The sequence below is a fragment of the Bradyrhizobium iriomotense genome (assembly GCF_030160715.1).
Lineage (GTDB): Bacteria > Pseudomonadota > Alphaproteobacteria > Rhizobiales > Xanthobacteraceae > Bradyrhizobium > Bradyrhizobium iriomotense.
In genome coordinates this window covers 106337-129575 of sequence record NZ_BSOW01000023.1, presented here as the reverse complement: position 1 = coordinate 129575, position 23239 = coordinate 106337, and the positions used below count along the sequence as shown (strand labels likewise).

The 23239-nt window shown below is 63.9% G+C and carries 23 protein-coding genes and 1 tRNA gene; 14 read left to right on the top strand and 10 right to left on the bottom strand.

Going from position 1 to position 23239, the window contains the following annotated elements:
• Nucleotides 1-22: 22 nt before the first annotated feature.
• The 5 genes from QQL28_RS29375 to QQL28_RS29355 all read right to left on the bottom strand — a co-directional run bounded on the left by QQL28_RS29375 (nt 23) and on the right by QQL28_RS29355 (nt 6375).
• Nucleotides 23-652 (bottom strand): DUF1127 domain-containing protein, encoded by a 630-nt coding sequence (locus QQL28_RS29375; RefSeq protein ID WP_284271131.1) that lies wholly within the window; start codon nt 650-652, stop codon nt 23-25.
• A gap of 112 nt (nt 653-764) precedes the next feature.
• Nucleotides 765-1490, bottom strand: coding sequence for a response regulator (locus QQL28_RS29370; RefSeq protein WP_284271130.1), 726 nt, complete (start codon nt 1488-1490; stop codon nt 765-767).
• 129 nt (nt 1491-1619) lie between these two features.
• Nucleotides 1620-2837, bottom strand: coding sequence for a helix-turn-helix domain-containing protein (locus tag QQL28_RS29365; protein WP_284271128.1), 1218 nt, complete (start codon nt 2835-2837; stop codon nt 1620-1622).
• Nucleotides 2838-3095: 258 nt separating this feature from the next.
• Nucleotides 3096-4478: an FAD-binding oxidoreductase gene (locus QQL28_RS29360; protein WP_284271126.1), complete on the bottom strand. Its 1383-nt coding sequence runs from the start codon at nt 4476-4478 to the stop codon at nt 3096-3098.
• A gap of 541 nt (nt 4479-5019) precedes the next feature.
• On the bottom strand, nt 5020-6375 hold the full coding sequence (locus tag QQL28_RS29355) for a glycosyltransferase (protein WP_284271124.1): 1356 nt from the start codon (nt 6373-6375) through the stop codon (nt 5020-5022).
• Nucleotides 6376-6971: 596 nt separating this feature from the next.
• On the opposite strand from QQL28_RS29355, the gene QQL28_RS29350 reads away from it, so the two are divergent.
• The 3 genes from QQL28_RS29350 (at nt 6972) to QQL28_RS46205 (ending at nt 7973) form a co-directional block, all read left to right on the top strand.
• Nucleotides 6972-7148 (top strand): hypothetical protein, encoded by a 177-nt coding sequence (locus QQL28_RS29350; protein ID WP_284271122.1) that lies wholly within the window; start codon nt 6972-6974, stop codon nt 7146-7148.
• 408 nt (nt 7149-7556) lie between these two features.
• A complete protein-coding gene (locus QQL28_RS29345; RefSeq protein ID WP_284271120.1) occupies nt 7557-7778 on the top strand; it encodes a helix-turn-helix transcriptional regulator in 222 nt (73 codons plus the stop codon).
• Entirely contained in the window at nt 7779-7973 is a 195-nt protein-coding gene (locus tag QQL28_RS46205) for a helix-turn-helix domain-containing protein (protein WP_431309658.1), read from the top strand. It abuts the gene before it with no gap.
• Between the two features lie 736 nt (nt 7974-8709).
• Here the strand turns inward: QQL28_RS46205 and QQL28_RS29340 are convergent.
• Nucleotides 8710-8786, bottom strand: a tRNA-Arg gene (locus QQL28_RS29340).
• Nucleotides 8787-9123: 337 nt separating this feature from the next.
• On the bottom strand, nt 9124-10623 hold the full coding sequence (locus QQL28_RS29335; protein WP_284271118.1) for an ATP-binding protein: 1500 nt from the start codon (nt 10621-10623) through the stop codon (nt 9124-9126).
• Between the two features lie 349 nt (nt 10624-10972).
• On the opposite strand from QQL28_RS29335, the gene rpmH reads away from it, so the two are divergent.
• The 11 genes from rpmH (at nt 10973) to dapE (ending at nt 20635) form a co-directional block, all read left to right on the top strand.
• Nucleotides 10973-11107, top strand: coding sequence for a 50S ribosomal protein L34 (gene rpmH / locus QQL28_RS29330; RefSeq protein WP_008542748.1), 135 nt, complete (start codon nt 10973-10975; stop codon nt 11105-11107).
• A 29-nt stretch (nt 11108-11136) separates the two neighbouring features.
• Nucleotides 11137-11514, top strand: coding sequence for a ribonuclease P protein component (gene rnpA, locus QQL28_RS29325; RefSeq protein WP_284271025.1), 378 nt, complete (start codon nt 11137-11139; stop codon nt 11512-11514).
• Between the two features lie 16 nt (nt 11515-11530).
• On the top strand, nt 11531-13384 hold the full coding sequence (gene yidC / locus QQL28_RS29320; RefSeq protein WP_284271024.1) for a membrane protein insertase YidC: 1854 nt from the start codon (nt 11531-11533) through the stop codon (nt 13382-13384).
• 112 nt (nt 13385-13496) lie between these two features.
• Nucleotides 13497-14150 carry a ribosome biogenesis GTP-binding protein YihA/YsxC gene (yihA, locus tag QQL28_RS29315; protein WP_284271023.1) on the top strand — a complete coding sequence of 218 codons (654 nt, stop codon included), beginning with the start codon at nt 13497-13499 and terminating at the stop codon, nt 14148-14150.
• Nucleotides 14151-14191: 41 nt separating this feature from the next.
• Nucleotides 14192-14515: a DUF423 domain-containing protein gene (locus tag QQL28_RS29310; protein WP_284271187.1), complete on the top strand. Its 324-nt coding sequence runs from the start codon at nt 14192-14194 to the stop codon at nt 14513-14515.
• 221 nt (nt 14516-14736) lie between these two features.
• Nucleotides 14737-15624, top strand: a complete 888-nt coding sequence (gene argB / locus QQL28_RS29305) for an acetylglutamate kinase (protein ID WP_284271022.1) — start codon at nt 14737-14739, stop codon at nt 15622-15624.
• 164 nt (nt 15625-15788) lie between these two features.
• The gene (locus tag QQL28_RS29300) at nt 15789-16775 is read left to right on the top strand and encodes a DUF1036 domain-containing protein (RefSeq protein WP_284271185.1); all 987 of its coding nucleotides are present in this window, start codon (nt 15789-15791) and stop codon (nt 16773-16775) included.
• A gap of 102 nt (nt 16776-16877) precedes the next feature.
• Nucleotides 16878-17603 carry a pyrimidine 5'-nucleotidase gene (locus QQL28_RS29295; RefSeq protein WP_284271021.1) on the top strand — a complete coding sequence of 242 codons (726 nt, stop codon included), beginning with the start codon at nt 16878-16880 and terminating at the stop codon, nt 17601-17603.
• Between the two features lie 196 nt (nt 17604-17799).
• On the top strand, nt 17800-18645 hold the full coding sequence (gene dapD / locus QQL28_RS29290; RefSeq protein ID WP_284271020.1) for a 2,3,4,5-tetrahydropyridine-2,6-dicarboxylate N-succinyltransferase: 846 nt from the start codon (nt 17800-17802) through the stop codon (nt 18643-18645).
• Between the two features lie 221 nt (nt 18646-18866).
• The gene (locus QQL28_RS29285; protein WP_284271019.1) at nt 18867-19460 is read left to right on the top strand and encodes a DUF805 domain-containing protein; all 594 of its coding nucleotides are present in this window, start codon (nt 18867-18869) and stop codon (nt 19458-19460) included.
• A complete protein-coding gene (dapE, locus tag QQL28_RS29280; RefSeq protein WP_284271018.1) occupies nt 19457-20635 on the top strand; it encodes a succinyl-diaminopimelate desuccinylase in 1179 nt (392 codons plus the stop codon). Before QQL28_RS29285 ends, dapE begins: the two co-directional genes overlap by 4 nt.
• Nucleotides 20636-20710: 75 nt before the next feature.
• Here dapE and truA read toward each other — a convergent pair whose 3' ends face one another.
• From truA to def, 3 genes are all read right to left on the bottom strand, one after another.
• Nucleotides 20711-21448 (bottom strand): tRNA pseudouridine(38-40) synthase TruA, encoded by a 738-nt coding sequence (gene truA / locus QQL28_RS29275; protein WP_284271016.1) that lies wholly within the window; start codon nt 21446-21448, stop codon nt 20711-20713.
• Nucleotides 21449-21567: 119 nt separating this feature from the next.
• Entirely contained in the window at nt 21568-22503 is a 936-nt protein-coding gene (fmt, locus tag QQL28_RS29270) for a methionyl-tRNA formyltransferase (RefSeq protein WP_284271014.1), read from the bottom strand.
• A gap of 198 nt (nt 22504-22701) precedes the next feature.
• The gene (def, locus tag QQL28_RS29265) at nt 22702-23226 is read right to left on the bottom strand and encodes a peptide deformylase (protein WP_284271013.1); all 525 of its coding nucleotides are present in this window, start codon (nt 23224-23226) and stop codon (nt 22702-22704) included.
• Nucleotides 23227-23239: the final 13 nt, after the last annotated feature.

The following is a 23239-nucleotide window of genomic DNA, read 5'->3' as shown; positions in this document are numbered from 1 at the left end:
CATGACCTTGCTGATGGCCGGATCAGGAATCCCGGCCATATCGCACGATCCGTTCGATCTGGGATGGATGGGGAATTCCCATGTCCCGCAGCGTCCGATTGTCGAGTTCAGCCAAGGCAACGACCGCCTTTTTGATCTCCCGCTCGCGACGCCACTTTTTCCACCCGCCCGCGATGGCGCGCCAGATCATGGCCGGCCAACGAGGATGGACAAATCGGTATCGGTCGACTTGGCGCGCTGGAGATGCGAAGCCAACCCTGTGGACGGCGTCCGAAGCGGGCGAAACAGATCTCCGTCGTTCGCTCTGGACAGGCTTGTGACGCTGCCGAGCATCAACCTCGTTGGCGATCGCCGTTACCGCCGTCGTTGCGACCCAGTGCACCGAAGCACCATAGAGGGCAAACCCCTTGAGGAAAAACCCAAGCACCGACTGCCAGATTGCATCGACCGTGCCCGTTGCGGGCCTCTTCACCAGAAGTGATTTCGCTTCGGCTGCGGACGGCCATGGAATTTGCTGCGAGTCTTCGGACAGCAAGCCGCGCTCGTTGCGCGCGCCAATGCACGGCGTTGGCAAATGGCCCGTTGCCGCCGGCAGGCAAGCTCCGCGGTGGTCAAGCGATGGCGGCAATGGAGAGAACTTGTGTTTCAGCATAGGAATTCTCCGTCGATTGAAACGGAGACTCTGATGGCCGGCGGTTACGCGATCGTCAGCTGCGCAGACAATTCGGTTACAACCGTAATCGCAATGCCACATCTCGATCCTGCTAGAACGGTTCGACCGGCAATGCGAAAACATAGCCTATGCCGCGCTCGGTCTGGATCACGCGCGGCGCGCTCGGGTCAACCTCGAGCTTGCGCCTAAGCCGCAACACCTGGACATCGATGCTTCGATCAAAGATATCCTCATGCATCCGGGTGGACTGCAACAGCTGCTCGCGCGACAGCGGCCGTTGCGGCGCTTCGAGAAAAGCTAACAACAAGGCATACTCGCCCTTGCTCAGCGCGACTGGTGCCCCATTGGGATCAAGCAACCTGCGGCCGCGCCGCTCGAGTTGCCAGCCGTCGAACCTGTATCCGCCCCGCTCCGGATTGTGAGCGCGTGCGACGCGTCCCATCTCCTGCCGCCTTAGAACCGCACGGACCCGGGCCAGCAGTTCCCTAAGGCTGAATGGCTTGACGATGTAGTCGTCCGCACCGAGCTCAAGGCCGACGATGCGGTCGATTTCGTCGGGGCGATGGCCGGTCGTGATGATGACCGGAACGTCCGAATGAGATCGGATCTCCCGCAACATGTCGAGCCCGTCGTCCTGGCCTAGTCGCAGATCCAGGATGATCAGGCTGGGCACGGTACCGTTCAGATGGCGATTGAGTTCGGTTCGATTTGAGGCCGACTTCGTCGGGATATTGTGATCCTCGAGATATCCGATCACCAACTGCCGCAACGAAGAATCATCATCAACAACAACAATATGGCCAGCATCGGCAAGCATGAATTAGTCTCTCAACTTCTCTTATTAGACTGTGCCCCTGCAATTCGAAACTTCAACGGGCAAAACCCCGTCCACAAACCCTGCCGCCGTACCCGCCTCCCCAACCGGACCGCGGTCAAGCTGATGTATTTAGGACGCCCGGGATTGGCCGTCGCGTGCCCAGAACGCACTTTCTGCGGTACCAGAGCGTACGACGCCCTCCACCGCGTGAGCGCCCGGCGAATAGCCGAACCGCTTCCGGAATCTCCGCGCGAAATGTGCATAGTCGCGGAAGCCGCAAGCGTAGGCCACCTCGCTCAGAGGCTGATCGGCGCCCTTTGCTGCCCGACGGTGGAGAAGATGTGCGGCATGGTCCAGGCGAAGCGAATAGATGAATTCGCTACAAGTCGTGGTGCGCTCGGTAAACAGCTTCTGGAGGTATCGCAGCGAAATTCCCACTTCGCTGGCCACCTCGACGGGCCCGAAATCCGGATTTGCTAGACCGTCCTTGACCACGCCGGAGATGCGCGCAAACAGCTTGTCCGCCGAGCGTGAGATCGGCGGCAGATCGGACGGAGCAAACAGCGCACCAACGAGGTCGTAGATGGCGAACTGCATATAGATATCGGCCGACGACGACGCGGCGTCCATATCGGCATCACGAATGAGGTCGAAGAGCAGACGACTGGCGCGCGTCCCCTGCCTGCCGACAACCCCCTGCGGCTCGAATCCCAAGTGAGAGTGCACCGATTTTCTCGGCAGCCGAAGCGTCAGCCAGTGTGGGCTCTCCAACCGTGAGAGATATGTCACCGGCCGCGCCGCATCGACGAGCGCAACATCGCCTTCGGCGAGTTGTGCCGCTTGATCGATCTGGGTCATTTCAGTCTGCCCAGCGACCTGAAACATTATGAGGTAGTGATCCGCACCATCGCAGCGAACATCCCGGTAGCGCCGCTCTGCCCGGTGATCCGAGCAGCCACGGTTCGCCGCGCCCCACCTGATCTTCACCGAGGTTGCCTCAAGCCCGCATGCATTGAAGGGACGGATCCAACCGGCAAACGAATTCGGCGTCGTGACCTCGACGTCGCGCCCGCAATTCGATCGGAGCAACGCTCGCCATGCATCGAAATCCATCGGCGGGGCGCCGCCGATATCGTCGCTCTGAAGCATCATTGCCTCCGTCCCAATTTGAAGGCGGTTATTTATGACTTCTGGTAACATCCTGCTGCGACCGACAGTGTGAGGTCTCGTGGACGTGATGAATTGTGATGACTCTGTTCCACCATATGTCTCATAGGTGGCATAGGCGCGTCCGCCCGAAGAAGCGATTTGTCGAAAAATGGCGCCTGCAGAAGATCGACCGCGCATCTGCCGGTCGAATCGAAAACGTATCGGTCAAACAGCTTGTGCCGCGCGCGACAAGTTCCCCCCTAATGGCGGGCCGCTGCTAATTCGTTCTCGCTCGGATGACGGGAATCGTCGCCGCCTGCAACCGCGGCAGCACCGTATCAGCTTGCACCGGAGATCTCGTCCAAGCGAAGTCGGTGGGCGATATGCCCGAGCCGATCGTTCGCGATTATCGCGCCGCCGGCCGCCTAGGGGGCGCCGGGCGATGGCAACGCACTCCTATTCGCCCGCCAAGACGCGCTGACCAGCTGGCAGCGGGATGGTCGAGTTGAAGACGTTATCGGGATCGTACTTCCGCTTGGCCTTGATCAGTCGGTCGGCATTGTTGCCGTAGCTTTTTGCCGCGCGTTCCACCGCACAGCTGGCGAGGAAATTTGGATACCCGCCCGGCAGTGCGAAGCCGTCAAAGGCCCGACGCGCGGCTTGCACCCACCGCCGATTCCAGCGCTCATGACCCGGCTCCGACCGATCGGTGAAGGATGCGAGGATCTCGACCAGGACATGATCGCGGCGAAGGCGGAAGGCGGTGGCCGCCGCCGGCACGCGCGACGCTGCGCCCCGGAACTCATGGGTGACGATGGCGCAGCCCGGCGAAGGCGCAATCGCCATCGCGCGAATGAAGACGTCGATACCCCGGCTGTCGAGCGTCGGAAGCCAGCACGTCTCCATCAATACGCGTTGGCCGGTCACGAGAAATGGATCGAATATCGCGAGCGAGGCGCCATAGGCCGTCGCGGTCAAAGTGTTGGTGACGAGCGTTCCAAGCCCAAGGAACGGCGCCAGACGCGCTTCGCCCTGCTCCCGCACACCGCACCACGTCGGCACCACCATGACAAGGGGAACGCCGTCAGGGCCGCCAACCAGTCCGAGCTGGACCGTCAGTTCCTCGGGCGCGGTCGCCATGATCTCGATGCAACCTCCGAGCACGGTCCTGGCTTGGGCGAACGGGAAAAGCAGCATGCCTGAGCGCACGCTTGGCAAATGGTGCGCCCGGTGTTGCATCGCTGTCACCACGCCGAAATTGCCGCCACCGCCACGCAGCGCCCAGAACAGTTCCTCTTCGCAGGAGGGGCTCGCAGTGATGACGCGCCCATCCGCAAGAACGACGTCGGCGGCGAGCAGATTGTCGAGCGCAAGCCCGAAGCGGGCGATCAGCGATCCATAACCGCCACCGAGCGTCAGGCCCGTCATGCCGACGGAGCTGCATGAGCCCGTGACCACCGCAAGCCCGCGCGGATCGGTGACCGCGAAAACGTCCGAAGCGCGGGCGCCTCCCGAAATCCGTGCGGAGCGATTGTCGGGGCTCAGCGTTACATCGTTCATCGCGGTCAGGTCGATTACCATGCCGTCGCACAGCGCCCGGCCGGCCCAGTCGTGACCGCCGCCACGAACCGAAAGCGGGAGATCGCCGTCGCGCGCGGCCCGGATCGCCGACTGCACGTCTTGCGACGTGCGGCAGTGCGCGACCGCGCGCGGCATCGGCCCCACGGGTTTTGCCCAGATCGCCGTCGCGGCGGCGTAGCGATCATCGCCCGGCCTCGACAAGTGGCCCGATAATTGTCCGTGAAGCCGATGCAGAGTGCGTTCGACTAAATCCGGCATTGCTCCGCTCCTCCCGTGTTGGCAGAGCCCGCAGTCAAGCCGGAGCGGGTTGCGACTGGATGGCATTTTTGACGTCAATGGTTACATCCGTAGCCCGCCTCTGGCCGACTGTGACGCAGCAATGCCCACGCGCATGCCGTCGTCCCTTCAGCGCGGTTGGCGCAGCCTCGGGAAGATGCAAGGCGACGAGCCGATCTCGCCACGATCTCGAAGCCATGCCAGCGGTATTGCTCAGCTCGTTCGAGGACCAGAGATATGCCGGACGGTGTTCACCAGGTGGAAGCCAAAGCGACGCCGTGGCCGTCGCTGGTGCGTCGCCCCGTCCCTGCTTCAAACGAGCTTGTTGCGAGGGTTCGGAACAGTTGAGGGATGTGCAGCAGATACTCATCCGGATTGGCGTCAAGGCTACGACAGCGGACAGGAAAACCGCCAGGACACGCCGCTCCATCGCATGAGGAACTGGCCGCGGTCATCCGCGGGGGTGCCCGCGGATGACCTAAAGTCGGCAAAATGCGAGGTCGCCATTTGGGGGTGATGGATGCTACCGACTGCCGACACTGCGACGGCGCGTAACCACAGTCACTGTGCCCTTCCGCACGACCGTTTCTTTCGTTGGATGCGCGAGCTCGCCAATGATCCGAAGAATCTCCGCGCGTGTGTCGATCGCACCGAACTCGTCGGCCATCGACGACGCCTGTCTACGATAGGTCGGACTATCGAGGACGGTTCGGATGGCGTGGCGCAACGCGTCAGGGGTTGGCTCATTTGTCGCCAGATCGATGCCCACACCGGACCACGCGACGCGCGCATTCACGTCCGCCTTGTCTTCCGTCAACCCTGCGGTGACCAGCGGAATGCCAAAGCTCATCGCCTGGTTGACGCTGCCGTAGCCGCCATTGGTAACGAATGCGTCGACCTTGGGCAGGATCCATTCGAACGGCAGGTATTGAGCAAGGCGCGCGTTGGCCGGAATTGGACCCGGGATGGCGTCGACGGGGCGGCCGCCAGAGGTGGCAACGACGAGCAAGTCAGGCTCACCGGCCAGCGCCGCCAGCGTCGGCGCTATCAGCAGACCAAAATTGTGATTGGCCAGCGTTCCCTGCGTCACCAGCACCACCTTGCGCGAGCCGTCGAGCTCGTGCGCCCAGGATGGCAGCGGTGCCTGATCCGGAATAATCGGAGGCCGACCGACGAAACGCACCGAGGCCGGAAAGGTGCGCGGAAACTCGAAGCCCGGAACGGTGAGCTGCAGGTAAGCATCGGCCAGCTCGACAACCGAATCGAACATGGGCATCGACAGCGGCCCGACCCCCATGGTCTGCAGCGTTCTGTTCAGTCGATCGGCCACAGGCCGATAGAGATGCTCGTCACGCTCGCGATAGATCGCTGCATAATCGTCACGCTGCGCCTGTGTGGTGGCCGGCGGCAACCCGACAAAATTCGGCGCACCATCGTCGCGGCGCCAATGCAGGAACGACGTGCCGCACAGCGCAATCGGCGGCCGCTTCGATCGCGGTCCGAGCAGCATGGGCAAGACCCCGAACAGCATGTCGTCGCCGACGATGATTTCGGCCGGGAAATCTTGTAGCACCTGCCGTATGCCCTTGTGCTGGCCGGGAATGGCATCGACGAATACCCGTTCCATGGCGACGCGGAACCATTCCATGCCCGGCGGAATGGTTTTCAGTTCAGGAGCCACCGTCGCGAAGTCGCGCAGATCGAAATCCGCGCCGGCCGGAAAAGAGTAAGGCCTTGCGCCGATGCGTTCGATTGGACCGCGCAGAGCGCTCCCCGACAGAAAGGCAACCTCGTGGCCTTCGGCGATCAGGAAGCGTCCGATCGCAAGCAGCGGGTTGAGATGGCCGGTTGCGGGAGTTGATGCAAGGAGGATCTTCATATGACCTGTCACTCTCGTTGGTGAAACCAACCGCCCGTTCGGAGGCGTCCGAAGGGGCGGCTCGTACAGCGCATAGGTTGGTACCTCGCGGTTACGCCGCGACTTCTAAGGGCTCGCGAAATGGTTACGACTGCAATGCTGATGGCTTTGCGAAGCCGGCGCGACCGCGCGCTCGGCAAGAGAAGGCAGCAGCAAAGCGTGAGTTTGATGAAACGTCAGGAAAACCGACGCGCCATCAGCAGTCCGCACGGCCGTTGCTCACATGAGCGGCCCCGAGCAGCATCGAATGGCCGACTCAACTCCCACTCCACAACAGCGCCCCAGTCTGCAGCTGGCTCGAGAACGCCGGTCCTGTCTCTGCATCGTCTACGATGCGGACCCGTAGCGCGGGATGCCGCCTGCGAGCCTCTTCGAGCGCCGCTGCGAGCCTGGCCGATTCCAACGCTCCTTCGATTTCCTCAACAAGGCAAATGCACGGGAAAGGCGAGCGAGTAGAGATGGAAGAATCTCTCGCTGCTGCCTAGCTGGCGGACGAGAACGGATTCCCGTCGTCCGCCGTCGTCATTCCAGGTGACTTGCTGCCCGCGTACGTTCAGTTGTTCGCCATCATCATTTCAGCAGCCGCGGCATATGATGATCCTGCGATCGACGGCGGCATCCTCCTCGGTGAGGCGCTCGAGATCACCGGGAATCTCCGACGGCACATCGCGCACGCGCGGTTGGCGGTGCCCAATCGGCGCCCGGCCGATCAATCGCTCGTCTTGCGTCAGTGAAAAGGGTGCGGTCGCAGCGGTGAAGGATCCCGCGGATGATCTCGCAGTTCCCACCGTCTGCGCGATGGCTCCGCGACTGCCTAGTAAAGCCAGCACTGCCACGGTCTTGATCAGGTTTCGCATGTTCACCTCTCCCGAAATCTGCGCGCGTCGCCATTTGCGACGCTGCCGACGTATGTTCTGAGGTGCTCACCTTGCGAAGGTGAGATTACGAACGGATGTTCTGGAGGCGCGAAACGACTGCAGCCGTAATATGCCACCGCGGCAGGGGAAACGTTCAGAAAGCCATCTCCTGGCGCTTCAAACCGAGAAGCAAAACCGGACGAGAGAAGCCGGCGACGGAGGTGATCGTGGTGAGGGTTCTGAGGATCATCGCGCGCGAGCGAAGCCTGGGCTGTCGGGACAACGATGCCGGGTGTGATCTTGCGCGCTGCCGCCGCGCACCTGATGAACGACTATGCCGGCGTTGATCAACCGGCCGTCAGGCATCGTGGAGGACTCGCCTGCTGGCAACAGAAGCGAGCAACCGAGTTGTTGAGCGAGAATCTCGACGGCAGCCTTCCGCTGGCCGACATGGCCGACAAGTGCAGTTTGTCGCCCGGTCACTTTTCCCGTGCCTTTGGGCAATAAATGAGCATGCCACCGAATCGCTCACTGCGCCAGCGACGGATTGAAAAAGCCAAGTCCCTGCTATCGAACTCGCGACGTTCGCTTGTCGAAATCGTCAATGCAACTGGCTTTTGCGACCAGAGCCACTTCACACGCGTATTCTCCGAGTCGACGGGTAACAGTCCCGGCGCCTGGCGGCGATTTCAAAGTCAATAAGGCCCGCTCCGCTGAAAGCCAAATTCATCGGCTCCGGCCCCGGAGTCCGATTTGTGCGCCAAGAGCGGCTAGTCCAGCATGTCGGCCCATCGCGAAGCGCTTTATGTGCGCGAAATCGTTTCTCGGAGGCAAACAGCCAACTCAATTTCGTGTCAGCGAACTCAGACGTGCAAGATCGCAAAAGATCATAGACCACTCTTATCGCGCAGATTGTCCGATTTGTCCGCCCAGTATCCAAATCTACGACGCGCACGTGGTCGACCTGGACCAATGGGTCTGTGCGCGGTATCTCGATGATGGCGCAGAGGATCTCGCGGAGAGGGAGGGATTCGAACCCACGATACGGTTTCCCTCGTCCGGCGTATCCAACTACAGAGCTCCTGCGCTAGTCGCGACGCGAATTGCGGTCATGAAATCGAACCGACCGAGTCATTGGCCGCTCCGCTCCTCGAAGAGACTAGACGGCGCCGAGATTCCGCCAAGATCGAAGCGCTGCGAGATCGGGAGCTCGGACGATTGAGCTTCGAACCTTAGGCAGCAGTGTGTTTGCTTGCCTCGGCGATGTGGTCAAGCCGGTCGCAAAATTCGGTACGCATCTCAGCAACAAGCCGAGACCACATCAGGGAGGCTTCACGTTCGAAAAAAATCCCCAGACTAAAACCCAGACTAGACCGCAATTTTAGTCTGGGGCGATTTCAGGCTGCTCGGGAAATCGATGATATATGAAGGAGATAGCTGGCGCGCCCGGAACGATTCGAACGTCCGACCCTCAGATTCGTAGTCTGATGCTCTATCCAGCTGAGCTACGGGCGCGTGTTTCGCGAAACAGCTGTGCGGGCAGAGCCCGCACGCAGCCACCGGACGGAGCCGGAGGGGGTGCGAAAGAGCGCTCTGACTAACCGCTCTTGTCCCGATTGGCAAGGTCTGGGTAGGCGGTATTTAGGGCATTTGCGCATTCCGCACCGTCATTCCGGGGCGCGACGAAGGCGCGGGCCCGGAATCCATAACCACGAGCCGGGGTTATGGATTCCGGGCCTGGCCCTGAGCCCGTCATCGGGCCGGCCGAAGGCCGGACCCCGGTGGGGCCATCCCGGAATGACGCCGATTTATGCTTTGCGCCGCCCCCGGCCCGGTCGGCCTCTGGCCGACCTTACGCCCTCGCCCGCTCGTTGCGGATGGAGAGGAGTTCCACGGGGCGGTCGGGGATCACGATCCGGAAGGTGGCGCCGATGGTGCCTTCGACGAGGTGAATGTCGCCGCCATGGGCGCGGACGAGTTCGGCGGCGATCGCCAGCCCAAGCCCGCTGCCGCCGGGGCGGCCCGAGGTCTGGAACGCCTCGAACAGGTGCTCCCGGGTCTTTGCCGGCACGCCGGGGCCGGTGTCGGAAACCTCGAGAATCGCGACCGCGCCCTCGCGCTTGCCCGTGATCCGGATCTGCTGCGGGCCGACTGCGCTCGCGGCGTGGGTTTCCAGCGCCTGCGCCGCGTTGCGGACGAGGTTGAGCAGCACGCGGAACAGCTGATCGGGGTCGGCATCGATCGACAGCCCGCGCTCGATCGCGGCGACCCAGGTGATCGAGGCATCGGAGGCGAGGCCCGCGGTCTCGCGCACCTCCAGGACCACCGGCTCGATCAGGATCAGGCGGCGATCGGGCGCGGCCTCCTGGGCGCGGCCGTAGGACAGGGTCGACTGGCAGAAGGCGATGGCGCGCTCGAGCGAGCGCACGAGCTTTGGCGCAAAGCGCTGCACCCGCGGGTCGGGCACGCTCGCAAGCTGGTCGGACAGGAGCTGCGCCGAGGCCAGCAGGTTGCGCAAATCGTGGTTGATCTTGGAGACGGCAAGGCCAAGGGCTGCGAGCCGGCTCTTCTGATGCAGCATCGACATCAGGTCGCGCTGCATGTCCGACAGCTCGCGCTCGGCAACCCCGATCTCGTCGCCGCGTTGGCTCGGCACGATGATCCCCGCCGAACTCTCCGGGTTTTCATGGAAGCCGACCAGGCTCGCGGTCAGCCGCCGCATCGGCCGCACGAACAGATAATGAAGCGCGAGATAGACGAGGCCCGCGGTCAGCACCGCGATGATCAGCGCGACCACCACGACGTTGCGGGAGAAGCGGTACATTGCCTGCCGCAGCGGCAATTCGTCGGTGACGACCTCGATGAACTGCGCATTGCCGACCGACGGGCCGACAATGCGGATGGCCTGGTTGCCGGTCTCCAGCATCATCTGGAAGGAGCCGGTGATCGCGTGCCACGCCGTCATCTCGCGCAGGTCGATGTCGTGCTCGATCGCGGCCGGCAGGTCGGCGCTGGCGAGCAGGCGGCGCTGCTGGCCCATCTTGATCGCCACCGCGCGGGCGTTGATGCTCCTGAGGATCTGCCGCGACAGCGAGTCCGGGACCATGCCGAGCGGCGCGGCGTCGAGCACCAGCGCCGCGGTGTTTGCCGCGGCGACGCGGTCGTTGAGCCGGTTGACCCAGAAGTTGGCGATCGCGGGAACGTAGAGCAGGCTTGCCGCGATCATCACCAGGGGAATGGTGAGCAACAGAAGCTTGCCCGACAGGCCGAGCCGGCGCGGCGCAGGCGGCCGAGTCGGCCCCCGCTCCGGCGGCTCAAGGTCTTGAGTCGGCTGAAGGTCTGTCGCTGACACGAATTTCGCCTTCGTTGGCCTCGACTTGTGGAGGATGCGACCTGCTACCGGGGCCGGTCAAATTACGGATCGCTAATCTGCCGAGGTAGGATGTAAGCGCAGAAACGGCGAGTCGCTACCTCCACCGGCAAAAACCCCGCGGAAACAGCGATATTCGCCAATTGGACCCGCCACGCGGCGTTGACGAAGAGGGGACGCTCCCTTATAAGCCGCGCGAATTGTCCGCGATGACCCGGAGTGACACCGGGAGCGGCTCTTTTGGGGCCGGAAAGGGCCCGTTTTGGGCCGCATCTTTCGGACGTATCCATCAATTCCAAAGGCAAATTGCCCGGTCAGCGGAGAACAACCCGTGAAGCGGACTTATCAACCCAGCAAACTGGTGCGCAAGCGCCGTCACGGCTTCCGTGCCCGCCTCGCCACCGCCGGCGGCCGCAAGGTCCTCGCCGCCCGCCGCGCCCGCGGCCGCAAACGTCTGAGCGCCTGAGCCGGACTGGCCCTTTTTGGGATTTCATCATGGATCGGCTGAGGCAGCGGGCGGATTTCCTCGCCGTTGCCAATGGCGCGCGGGTGAACAGGCCCGCGTTCGTCCTGCAAAGCCGTCGCCGCGATGACGACGGCCCGATCCGGGTCGGCTTTACCGTTACCAAGAAAAACGGCACCGCCACCGAGCGCAATCGCATCCGGCGCAGGCTTCGCGAACTGGTGAAGCGCTGCGACCCGGTGTCGATGCACCCCCACCATGATTATGTGCTAGTCGGCCGCAGGGACGCGCTCACGCGCGACTTCGCGGTCATGCTCGACGACCTCCGCGCGGCGTTCGCCCAATCGCAGCGGCCGGCGACGAAGGGACGCGGGCAGACGCCCGCAGCCGCGGGCCGCAAACCGGATTGATGACGAGACAGAAGAGATGACCGACAATCGCAACACCATCATCGCCGTCATTCTGTCCGGCCTCGTGCTGATCGCCTGGCAGTATTTCTACAACGTGCCGCAGATGGAGAAGCAGCGCGCGCAGCAGCAGGCGCAGGCCGAGTTGCAGAAGAGCACGCCGCAGCCGACGGCCTCCGCGACGCCCGGCGCCACGCCGCAATCCGGCGGCGCGACTCAGCCGTCAGCGGCGCCGGCCGCGAACCAGCAGGCCCAGCCGGTCGTTGCCCGCGACGCTGCGATTGCCGCAGCCCCGCGCGTGAAGATCGACACGCCGCGGCTGGCCGGCAGCGTTTCGCTGAAGGGCGGACGCATCGACGATCTTGCGCTGGTGCAGTACCGCGAAACGGTCAATCCGAGTTCGCCGCCGATCATCCTCTATTCACCGTCGGGCACGGCGGAACCCTATTACGCCGAGTTCGGCTGGGTGCCGGCGACGGGTGTGACGGCCAAGCTGCCGGACGCCCAGACCATCTGGCAGCAGGACGGCAGCGGCAGCCTGACGCCGTCGACGCCGGTGGTGCTGAAATGGGACAATGGCGAGGGCCTCAGCTTCCGCCGCACCATCTCGGTCGACGACCACTACCTCTTCACCGTCAAGGACGAGGTGAGCAATGTCGGCAACGCGCCGGTCACGCTCTATCCCTTCGCGCTGATCTCGCGCCACGGCACGCCGCAGGTCTCGGGCTATTACATCCTGCATGAAGGCCTGATCGGCTATCTCGGCGACCACGGCTTGCAGGAATACGCCTACAAGAAGATCGACGAAGCCAAGCAGGTGAACTTCAAGGCCACCAACGGCTGGCTCGGCATGACCGACAAGTACTGGGCCTCGGCGCTATTGCCCGACACCAATGCCCAGCTCCAGGCCCGCTTCTCGTCGAACCCTACCGGCAATCTGCACACCTACCAGACCGATTATCTGCTCGATCCCGTCACGGTTGCGATCGGCGGCACCGCGACGGCGAATGCGCGGCTGTTTGCGGGGGCCAAGGAAGCCGGTGTCGTCGGTGTGTTCCCGTTCGCCGGGCTCGGCGGCTACAACAAGGATCTGGGGCTGAACCATTTCGATCTGTTGATCGACTGGGGCTGGTTCTACTTCATCACCAAGCCGATGTTCCTGGGGCTGGACTTCTTCTACCGCTTCTTCGGCAATTTCGGCATCTCGATCCTGCTCGTGACCGTGATCGTGAAGCTCTTGTTCTTCCCGCTGGCGAACAAGTCCTACGCCTCGATGGCGAAGATGAAGTCGATCCAGCCGCAGCTTCAGGCGCTCCGCGAGCGCTTCCCCGACGACAAGGTGAAGCAGCAGCAGGAGATGATGGAGATCTACCGCAAGGAGAAGATCAATCCGGTCGCCGGCTGTCTCCCCGTCGTGATCCAGATCCCCGTGTTCTTCTCGCTCTACAAGGTGCTGTTCGTCACCATCGAGATGCGGCACGCGCACTTCATTGGCTGGATCAAGGACCTCTCGGCGCCGGATCCGACCAACCTGTTCAACCTGTTCGGGTTGATCCCGGTCGATCCGACCACGATCCCGGTGTTCGGCCACTACCTCGCGCTCGGCGTCTGGCCGATCATCATGGGCATCACGATGTGGTTCCAGATGAAGCTGAACCCGACGCCGCCGGATCCGACGCAGAAGATCATCTTCGACTGGATGCCCTTGATCTTCACCTTCATGCTGGCGGGCTTCCCGGCGGGTCTCGTGATCTACTGGGCCTGGAACAATACGCTCTCGGTGCTGCAGCAGAGCTTCATCATGCGCCGCAACGGCGTGAAGGTGGAGCTGTTCGACAATCTCAAGGCAACGTTCGCGAAGAAGGCGACGTAGCGCTCGTCATTGCGAGGAGCGAGGCGACGAAGCAATCCAGACTGTTTCCGCGGAGAAAGTCTGGATTGCTTCGCTTCGCTCGCAATGACGTGAGGGAACAGCGAGCCTTCGCATGACCAGCGACATCGACGACAGGCTGATCGAAGCGGGGCGAAAGCTGTTCGCACGCGAATGGCGGTTCGTGTGGGCGTCGCCCTCGATTCAAACGCTGCCGCCGATGGCGGGGCTGGAGATCGCCTTTGCCGGGCGCTCCAATGTCGGCAAGTCGAGCCTGATCAACGCGCTCACGGGGCGCAACAACCTCGCGCGCACCTCGCACACGCCAGGGCGGACGCAAGAGCTGATCTTCTTCGAGGGCCCCGACAACACCGGCCTGCGGCTCGTCGACATGCCCGGCTATGGCTATGCCAAAGCGCCGAAGACGCAGGTCGCATCCTGGACTGACCTGATCCACAAATTCCTGCTCGGCCGCGCCTCGCTGGCGCGCGTCTATGTGCTGATCGACGCACGTCACGGCCTCAAGGACGTCGATCTTGAAATCCTCGGGACACTCGACCGCTCGGCCGTCAGCTATCAGATCGTGCTGACCAAGGCCGACCAGGTGAAGGCTGCGGAGCTTGCCAACCGCATCGCCGAGACGGAAGCGGCGCTGGCAAAGCACCCGGCCGCGTTTCCGAACGTGCTCGCGACCTCCTCGCGCTCTTCGACCGGCATGGCCGAGCTGCGCGCCGCGATGGCGCGGCTGCTGGAAGAGCGGGCGTCGTGACGCCGCAAGCGACCCGCCTGTTGATCGGGCTTGCCGGTTTGATGGGCGCCGCCGGCGTGGCGCTGGCGGCCGCCTCCGCCCACGGCACTGAAGCGAGCCGGCTCGCCACGGCAAGCTCGATGCTGCTGTTTCATGCAACTGCCATATTGGCGACGACGGCGCTGCTCGCACGCGGCCTTCTGCACGGCGGGATTGGCCTCATCGCCGCGTTCGGCTTCGTGATTGCGGCGACGCTGTTCGCCGGCGACCTCACCTTGCGCCAATATGCGGGCCATTCGCTGTTTCCCTACGCCGCGCCGACCGGCGGAACGCTGATGATCTTGAGCTGGCTGGCGGTGAGCGTGGCGGCGGCGGTGAGGAAGTAGCGTTCGTGTCCCGGACGCGGCGCGGCATGAAATGACGCGACGCTGAGCCGGGACCCAGTGGCCACATGGGCCCCGGCTCGCAGCGTACCGCTACTGGACGATGCCTCGCATCGCCAGGGAAGCGCTGCGCTGCGTCCGGGGCACGAAGACCACTTTGCGCCTCGCCCGCCAATCGGATAGAACGCGAACCCGCGTTAGTCCCCGCCAGCGAGATCAGTTTCATGACCGACATCTCTCCGCTCGACCAGGCCCGCATCCTGTCCGAAGCGCTGCCGCACATGCAGCAGTACGACGAGGAAACCATCGTCATCAAATATGGCGGCCATGCCATGGGTGACGAGGAGACCGCGAAGAATTTTGCCCGCGACATCGTGCTGCTCGAGCAGACCGCCATCAATCCGGTGGTGGTGCATGGCGGCGGGCCGCAGATCGCGACCATGCTCAAGCGCCTCGGCATCGTCTCGGAATTCGCCGCTGGCCTGCGCATCACCGATGCCGCGACGATCGAGATCGTCGAGATGGTGCTCGCCGGCTCGGTCAACAAGCAGATCGTCGGCTACATCAACGAGGCCGGGGGCAAGGCCGTGGGGCTGTCCGGCAAGGACGGCAACATGGTGAAGGCGACGAAGACGACCCGCACCATCGTCGATCCGGACTCGCACATCGAGAAGGCGGTCGATCTCGGCTTCGTCGGCGACCCCGAGAAGGTCGATCTCACTTTGCTCAACCAGCTGATCGGCTACGAGCTGATCCCGGTGCTGGCGCCGCTCGCGACCTCCAAGGAAGGCCAGACGCTGAACATCAACGCCGACACCTTCGCGGGTGCGATCGCCGGCGCGCTGAAAGCAAAACGCCTGTTGCTGCTCACCGACGTGCCGGGCGTGCTCGACAAGTCGAAGAAGCTGATCCCGCAACTGTCGGTGAAGGACGCGCGAAAGCTGATCGCCGACGGCACCATTTCCGGCGGCATGATCCCGAAGGTCGAGACCTGCATCTATGCGCTCGAGCAGGGCGTGCAGGGCGTCGTCATCATCGACGGCAAGATGCAGCACGCGGTGCTGCTCGAGCTGTTCACCAACCAGGGCACGGGAACGCTGATCCACAAGTGATGGACGAGCGCGAGCAGCAGGAAAAGGTCGTCATGCCCGGGCTTGACCCGGGCCTCCACGGCTCTCCGCGCACGTTGCTGCTGGACGTGGATGGCCGGGTCAAGCCCGGCCATGACGAGCTGAGAATGCGGCCACACCGTCGCTCGATCCTCACCCACGTGCTGATGACGCTCCCCGCAGCAACCGTCTCGTTCTTCTTCTCCTCCGCCCCGGCTCTCGCCGACCTCAAGATCTGCAATCGCATGTCCTATGTCGTGGAAGCCGCGATCGGCATCGACGACAAGGCGGCGACCGCGACGCGCGGCTGGTTCCGGATCGATCCCGCCACCTGCCGCGTGGTGGTGCAGGGCACGCTGACCGCAGACCGCATCCTGCTCCACGCGCGCGCGCTCGGCGTCTATGGCGCCTCGCCGATCCCGCAGAACGGCAGCGACATGCTGTGCATCGCGCAGGAGAATTTCGTCATCGCCGCCGCGCGCCAATGCCGCAGCGGGCAGACGCAGGCCGCGTTCACCCAGGTGACGCCGACGCAGGGCGACGACGGCAACCTCGTCGCCTATCTCGCCGAGGACAGCGAGTATGACGACGAGCAGGCGCGGCTCGCCGGCATCCAGCGGCTGCTGGCGATCGCCGGCTATGACGCAGGCGCGATCGACGGCGTCGACGGACCGAAAACGCAATCAGCGCTCGCCGCCTTCCTGAAGAGCCGCGGGCTGCCATCCGAAATCGCGCAGTCGCCAAACTTCTTCAAGACCATGGTCGACGCGGTGCAGACACCGTCGACGAGCGGACTGACCTGGTGCAACGACACCCCGCACAGGGTGATGGCGGCGGTGGCGACCGACGACGGCAAGGCGGTGACGAGCCGCGGCTGGTACCGCATCGATCCCGGCAAGTGCCTGCACCCCGACGTGGCCGGCCAGCCGAAACAGATTTTCAGCTTTGCGGAAGCCGTCGACGGCGACAACCGCACCATCAAGCTGAAGGAAAAGCCGCTGAACTGGGGCGGCGACAAGCAGCTTTGCACGCGCGAGACCAAGTTCGAGACCAACGAGCAGGCCGATTGCGGCGCACGGGGATTCGCCGCGGCCGGCTTTGCCGCGGTCGACATGAGCAGCGGCGGCAAGACGCTGCGCTTTGGGATGCCGTGATGTGATGATGATGGCGTCACATATTCCGCCGTCGTCCTGGCTTTCGCCAGGACGACGGTTGAGGCCGGGGCCGCCACCTCAATCAACGGATAGAGATTTGAGATGACCCCACCCCGCACCTTCACCCATATCGACACCTGGGTGTTCGACCTCGACAACACGCTCTATCCGCATCACGTGAACCTGTGGCAGCAGGTCGATGCGCGGATCGGGGAGTTTGTTTGCAGCTGGCTGAACGTGACGCCGGAGGAGGCGCGCAACATCCAGAAGGACTATTACCGCCGCTTCGGCACCACGATGCGCGGCATGATGACCCTGCACGGCGTACGCGCCGACGATTATCTCGCTTATGTGCACAAGATCGACCATTCGCCGCTGGAGCCGAACCCGGCGCTCGGCGCGGCCATCGCAAAATTGCCGGGGCGCAAGCTGATCCTGACCAACGGCTCGGTCGACCATGTCGATGCGGTTCTGACGCGGCTCGGCCTCGCCTCGCATTTCGACGGCGTGTTCGACATCATCGCGGCCGAATTCGAGCCCAAGCCGGCGGCGCAGACCTATCGGAAATTCCTCGACCTGCATGCGGTCGACCCGACCAAATCAGCCATGTTCGAGGACCTCGCCCGCAACCTCACCGTCCCGCATGAGCTCGGCATGACCACGGTGCTGGTGGTGCCCGACGGCACCAAGGAAGTGGTGCGCGAGGACTGGGAGCTGGAGGGCCGCGATGCGGCCCATGTCGACCATGTCACGGATGATCTGGCTGGTTTTTTGGACGGCTTGACCGCCCTCTCCTCGGGTCGTCCCGGCGAAGGCCGGGACCCATAACCACAGGGAGAGGTTGTGGCACGAGATCGGTAACTCCGGGTTTTCGCCAAACGACTCCCTGTGGCTATGGGTCCCGGGCTCACGCTGCCGCGCGCCCCGGGACGACAGGTGAGTATGCCTTGACTCCGTCCCCCCAAATCCCGAAAAAGCGCTCCAATTCACCCCAAATCCCTGCCTGCCCCCTGAGGAAATCCCGATGTCCCTCCAAGCCCTCGAATCCACCATCAACAGCGCCTTCGACGCGCGTGACGGCATCTCGACCTCGACCGGGGGCGAGGTGCGCGAGGCCGTGGATCAGGCACTGGAGATTCTGGACAAGGGCGAGGCGCGCGTCGCCGAGCGCGAGGCCAGCGGCAAGTGGAAGGTCAATCAGTGGCTGAAGAAGGCCGTGCTGCTGTCCTTCCGCCTCAACGACATGAGCGCCATTCCCGGCGGCCCGGGCAAGGCGACCTGGTGGGACAAGGTGCCCTCGAAGTTCGAAGGCTGGGGCGAGAACCGTTTTCGCGATGCCGGCTTCCGCGCCGTCCCCGGCTCGATCGTGCGCCGCTCGGCGTTCATTGCCAAGAACGTCGTGCTGATGCCCTCCTTCGTCAATCTCGGCGCCTATGTCGATGAGGCGACGATGGTCGACACCTGGTCGACCATCGGCTCCTGCGCGCAGATCGGCAAGCGCGTGCACATCTCCGGCGGCGTCGGTATTGGCGGCGTGCTCGAGCCGCTCCAGGCCGAGCCCGTCATCATCGAGGACGACTGCTTCATCGGCGCGCGCTCGGAAGTCGCCGAAGGCGTGATCGTGCGCAAGGGCGCGGTGCTGTCGATGGGCGTGTTTTTGGGCGCCTCGACCAAGATCGTCGACCGCGAGACCGGCGAGATCTTCGTCGGCGAAGTGCCGGAATATGCGGTGGTGGTGCCCGGCGCGCTGCCCGGCAAGCCGATGAAGAACGGCCAGGTGGGCCCCAGCACCGCCTGCGCGGTCATCGTCAAGCGCGTCGACGAGCGCACGCGGTCGAAGACCAGCATCAACGAGCTGCTGCGGGATTAAAATCACAAACTCCCTCACCGTCACCCTGAGGTGCTCGCAAAGCGAGCCTCGAAGGGCGACGGCCCGGCTGCATCCCGGCCGTTCATCCTTCGAGGCTCCCCATGGCGCGCGTTGCGCCCCATGGCTCGTACCTCAGGATGACGGGTCTAATGGCATATCGAACCGTCTAACTCTCCATCGCGACCAATAACCGGGCAGCCTCGACCGCCCGGAGCTTTGCCATGGATTGGACCTGGTACCTTTTCAGCTTCAACGGCCGCATCAACCGGGCCAAATTCTGGCTGGCCTTGCTGATCATCGTCTGCTGGATGGCCTTCCTGGCCGCGATCGTGGTGGCGTTCGGCGCCCGCAGGTTCGGCTTTTCGGTCGAGGACGTCTTCAAGATCGTCGATCCCAATACCTATCGCGCGCTGTCGCTTGCCGATCTCCCGCTGATCCTGGCCAAGGTGATCGGCACGCCGCTGTTCACCTGGGTGTTTGCCGCGACCGCCATCAAGCGGCTGCACGACCGCGACAAGAGCGCCTGGTGGGTGCTGCCCTTCTTCGTGCTGCCCGGCCTCGTCAACCAGTTCCTGGACCGGATCGACAACGATTACGTCAGCTTCGCGCTCGGCCTGATCTCGATCGTCTTCGCGACCTGGGGCTGGATCGAGCTGCTGTTCTTCCGCGGCTCGCGCAAGACCAACCGCTTCGGTGCCAATCCGCTCTACGTCTCGCCCGCAAGCGAGCTGGGCTGGGATCAGCAGCATGAGCTCGAAATGGTCCCGCACAAGGCTGGCCCGCCGCCGCAATGGCGTGTTAAGCCGGAGGCATGACTGATGCTGTTTCCATCACCCGCGACCTCGTCCGCTGCCCCTCCGTCACCCCGGCCGATGCCGGCGCCCTCGGTGTCCTCGAAGACCTCCTGAAGGCCGCCGGATTCACGACACATCGCGTCACCTTCAGCGAGGCGGGCACCGCCGACGTCGATAATCTCTACGCGCGGATCGGCAGCGAAGGCCCGCACATCACCTTTGCCGGCCACACCGACGTGGTGCCGCCCGGCGACGAAAGCGCCTGGAGCGTCGGTGCGTTCTCCGGCGAGGTCAGGGACGGCGTTCTGCATGGCCGCGGCGCGGTCGACATGAAGGGCGGCATCGCCTGCTCCGTCGCCGCGGTGCTGGAGCATCTCGCAGCCAATGGCGGCAAGCCCCGCGCCGACGGGCAAGAATCGGGCTCGGGCTCGATCTCCTTCCTGATCACCGGCGATGAGGAAGACGTCTCGATCAATGGCACCATCAAGCTGTTGAAATGGTGCGCCGAGCGCGGCGAAAAATTCGATCATTGCGTGCTCGGCGAGCCCTCGAACGTCGAGACACTCGGCGACACCATCAAGATCGGTCGCCGCGGCTCGCAATCCGGCACGCTCCATGTCGAGGGACGGCAGGGCCATGTCGCCTATCCGCACCGCGCGTCCAATCCGGTGCCGGATATCTCGCGGCTGATCGTTGCGATCTCGGACGAGCCGCTCGATCATGGCAGCGCGCAATTCCAGGCCTCCAATTTGGAATTCACCTCGGTCGACGTCGGCAACACCGCCTACAACGTGATCCCCGGCCAGGCCCGCGCCAAGTTCAACATCCGCTACAACGACAATCACACGCAGGCGAGCCTGCGCGAGCTGGTGGAGACGCGGCTGACAAAGGCCTGCGGCAACCGCATCCGCGCGCATATCGTCTGGGAGCCCTCGAACTCCAACGTGTTCGTCACCAAGCCCGGCCCGTTCACCGATCTCGCCGTCTCCGCGATCGAGGAGGTGACGGGACGCAAGCCCGAGCTGTCGACGTCAGGCGGCACGTCGGATGCGCGCTTCATTTCCAGCTATTGCCCGGTGATCGAGTTCGGCCTGGTCGGCCAGACCATGCACCAGGTCGACGAGCGCGTGCCGGTTGCGGATTTGGAGAAGCTGACGAAGGTCTATCGCGGGATTCTTGCGCGGTATTTTGCGTAACACTCTGCTGTCATCGCCCGCGGAGCCGGGGCATGACACCGAGGGTGTGGCGAGAGCGTACGCTCTCCGCGCGCCTCAATAATCCACCTTCACCAGATATAGCCCTTCCGGCGGGGCGACGATGCCGCAGGCGGCGCGGTTGCGGGCGGCTAGCGCCGCTGAGAGATCATCGGCGCTCCAGCGGCCTTCGCCGACCCAGACCAGCGAGCCGACCATCGAGCGGACCTGGCTGTGCAGGAAGGAGCGCGCCGAGGTGAGGATCGTCACCTCGCGCCCGTCGCGCAGTACGTCGAGCTGATCGAGCGTCTTCTCCGGCGATTTGGCCTGGCACTCGGTATCGCGAAAGGTCGTGAAATCGTGCTTGCCGATCAGGCGTTGGGCTGCCGCATGCATCGCGTCGGTGTCGAGCCTGCGCGACACGCGCCAGGCGTGGCCGACGTCGAGGGCGAGATTGGCGCGGGTGTTGGTGATGCGATAGCGGTAGTGGCGCTTGACGGCCGAGAAGCGTGCCTCGAACGTCTCCGGCACGATTTCGGCCTCGAGCACCGCGATCGGAGCGGGGCGCAGATGCGCATTGAGGCCATCGCGCAGGCGATCCGGCGCAAAGGGCTTTTCGATATCGACATGCGCGACCTGGCCGAGCGCGTGCACGCCGGCATCGGTGCGGCCGGCGCCATGCACGCGCACCTCAATGCCGCACATCGCCTTCACGGCATTCTCCAGCGCGCCCTGCACGGAGGGCAGCGTCGCCTGCACCTGCCAGCCGCAGAACGGCGCGCCGTCATATTCGATGGTCAGCTTGTAGCGGGGCATCTCAATCCGGGTGGTGTCATCGCCCGGCTTGACCGAGCGATCCAGTACTCCGCGGCCTATCCGTTCGACAGAGAAGTCTCGGCGTACTGGATACCCCGCCTTCGCGGGGTATGACAGCGTTAGGTGAATTTGGCTCCCGCCTTCAGCGGCACGCCGCGCAAAAAGTCGGCCGCTTGCATCCGCGCCTTGCCTTCGCGCTGGAGCTCAATGATGCGAATCGCGCCTTCGCCGCAGGCGATGGTGAGATGGTCGTCGAGCACGTCGCCCGGCGCGCCCGAGCCCTTTGCCAGCTCGCAGCGCAGGATTTTTACGCGCGCGTTCTCGCCCGCACCAGCGAGCTCGCACCAGGCACCGGGGAACGGCGACAGGCCGTGGATGTGGCGCAGCACTTGTTTGGCAGGCTTGGTCCAGTCGATGCGCGCCTCGGCCTTCTCGATCTTGGCGGCGTAGGTGACGCCGACCTCGCTTTGCTTCTTGAGCTGCAATCCGCCGCGCGCGAGGGCGGCCATCGCGCGCACCATCAGATCGGCGCCGAGGCGCGAGAGGCGATCGTGCAGATCGGCTGCGGTCATGCTGTCCGTGATCGCAAGACGCTCGGCCATGGCGACGTCGCCGGTGTCCAGCCCTACGTCCATCTTCATCACCATCACGCCGCTATCGGCATCGCCGTCCATGATCGCGCGGTTGATGGGCGCGGCACCGCGCCAGCGCGGCAGCAGCGAGGCATGCAGGTTGTAGCAGCCGAGCTTTGGTGCATCGAGGATCGCCTGCGGCAGGATCATGCCGTAGGCGACGACGACGGCGGCCTCGGCATCGAACGCGCGGAATTCGTCGAGCGCCTCCGGCGTCTTCAAGGTCTTCGGCGTGAGCACGGGAATGCCGAGCTTTCGCGCGGCATCTTCAACCGGGGTCGGCTGCAACTGCAACCCGCGCCGCCCACCCGGCTTCGGCGCACGGGTGTAGACGGCCACGATCTCATGGCCATGCGCGACCAGCTCGAGCAGCGTCGGCACGGAGAAATCGGGCGTACCCATGAAGATGAGGCGGAGGGGCATGACAAGGACTCGATACGTTCCGTCCCCCCTTGTGGGGGAGGGCTAGGGAGGGAGTGCCACACGGCACGCTCTCTCGGCTTAAGCGCAGACTGGTTCTTCGCCCCAGATACACCGTTTCCTGGGCTACCCCCCTCCCCAACCCTCCCCCACAAGGGGAGAGGGAGAAGAACGGAGCAAGCGGCAACGCCCACTCTACGATCACTCCGCGCGCTTGGCGGCTTTCTCGAACTTCTTGAACACGCGGTCGCGCTTGAGCTTCGACAGATAGTCGACGAACAGTACGCCGTTGAGATGGTCGATCTCGTGCTGGATGCAGGTGGCGTAAAGCCCCTCGGCATCCTCCTCGTGCAGCTTGCCGTCGAGATCGGTGAAGCGCACGCGCACCTTCGCGGGCCGCTCGACCTCCTCGTAATATTCGGGGATCGAGAGACAGCCCTCCTCGTAGATCGACAGCTCCTCGGACGAGGCGACGATCTCCGGATTGATGAAGACGCGCGGCTCGCGCGCGGTCTCGCCGTTCTCGTCGCGCTTGGCGAGGTCCATGGTGATCAGGCGCAGGGGTTGCGCGATCTGGATCGCCGCGAGCCCGATGCCGGGCGCCTCGTACATGGTCTCGAACATGTCGTCGGCAAGCTTGCGGATCTCCGCCGTGACCTTCTCGATCGGCTTGGAGACCAGGCGCAACTGCTTGTCCGGCAGGATGATGATTTCTCTTAAGGCCATGGCGGCGATTTAA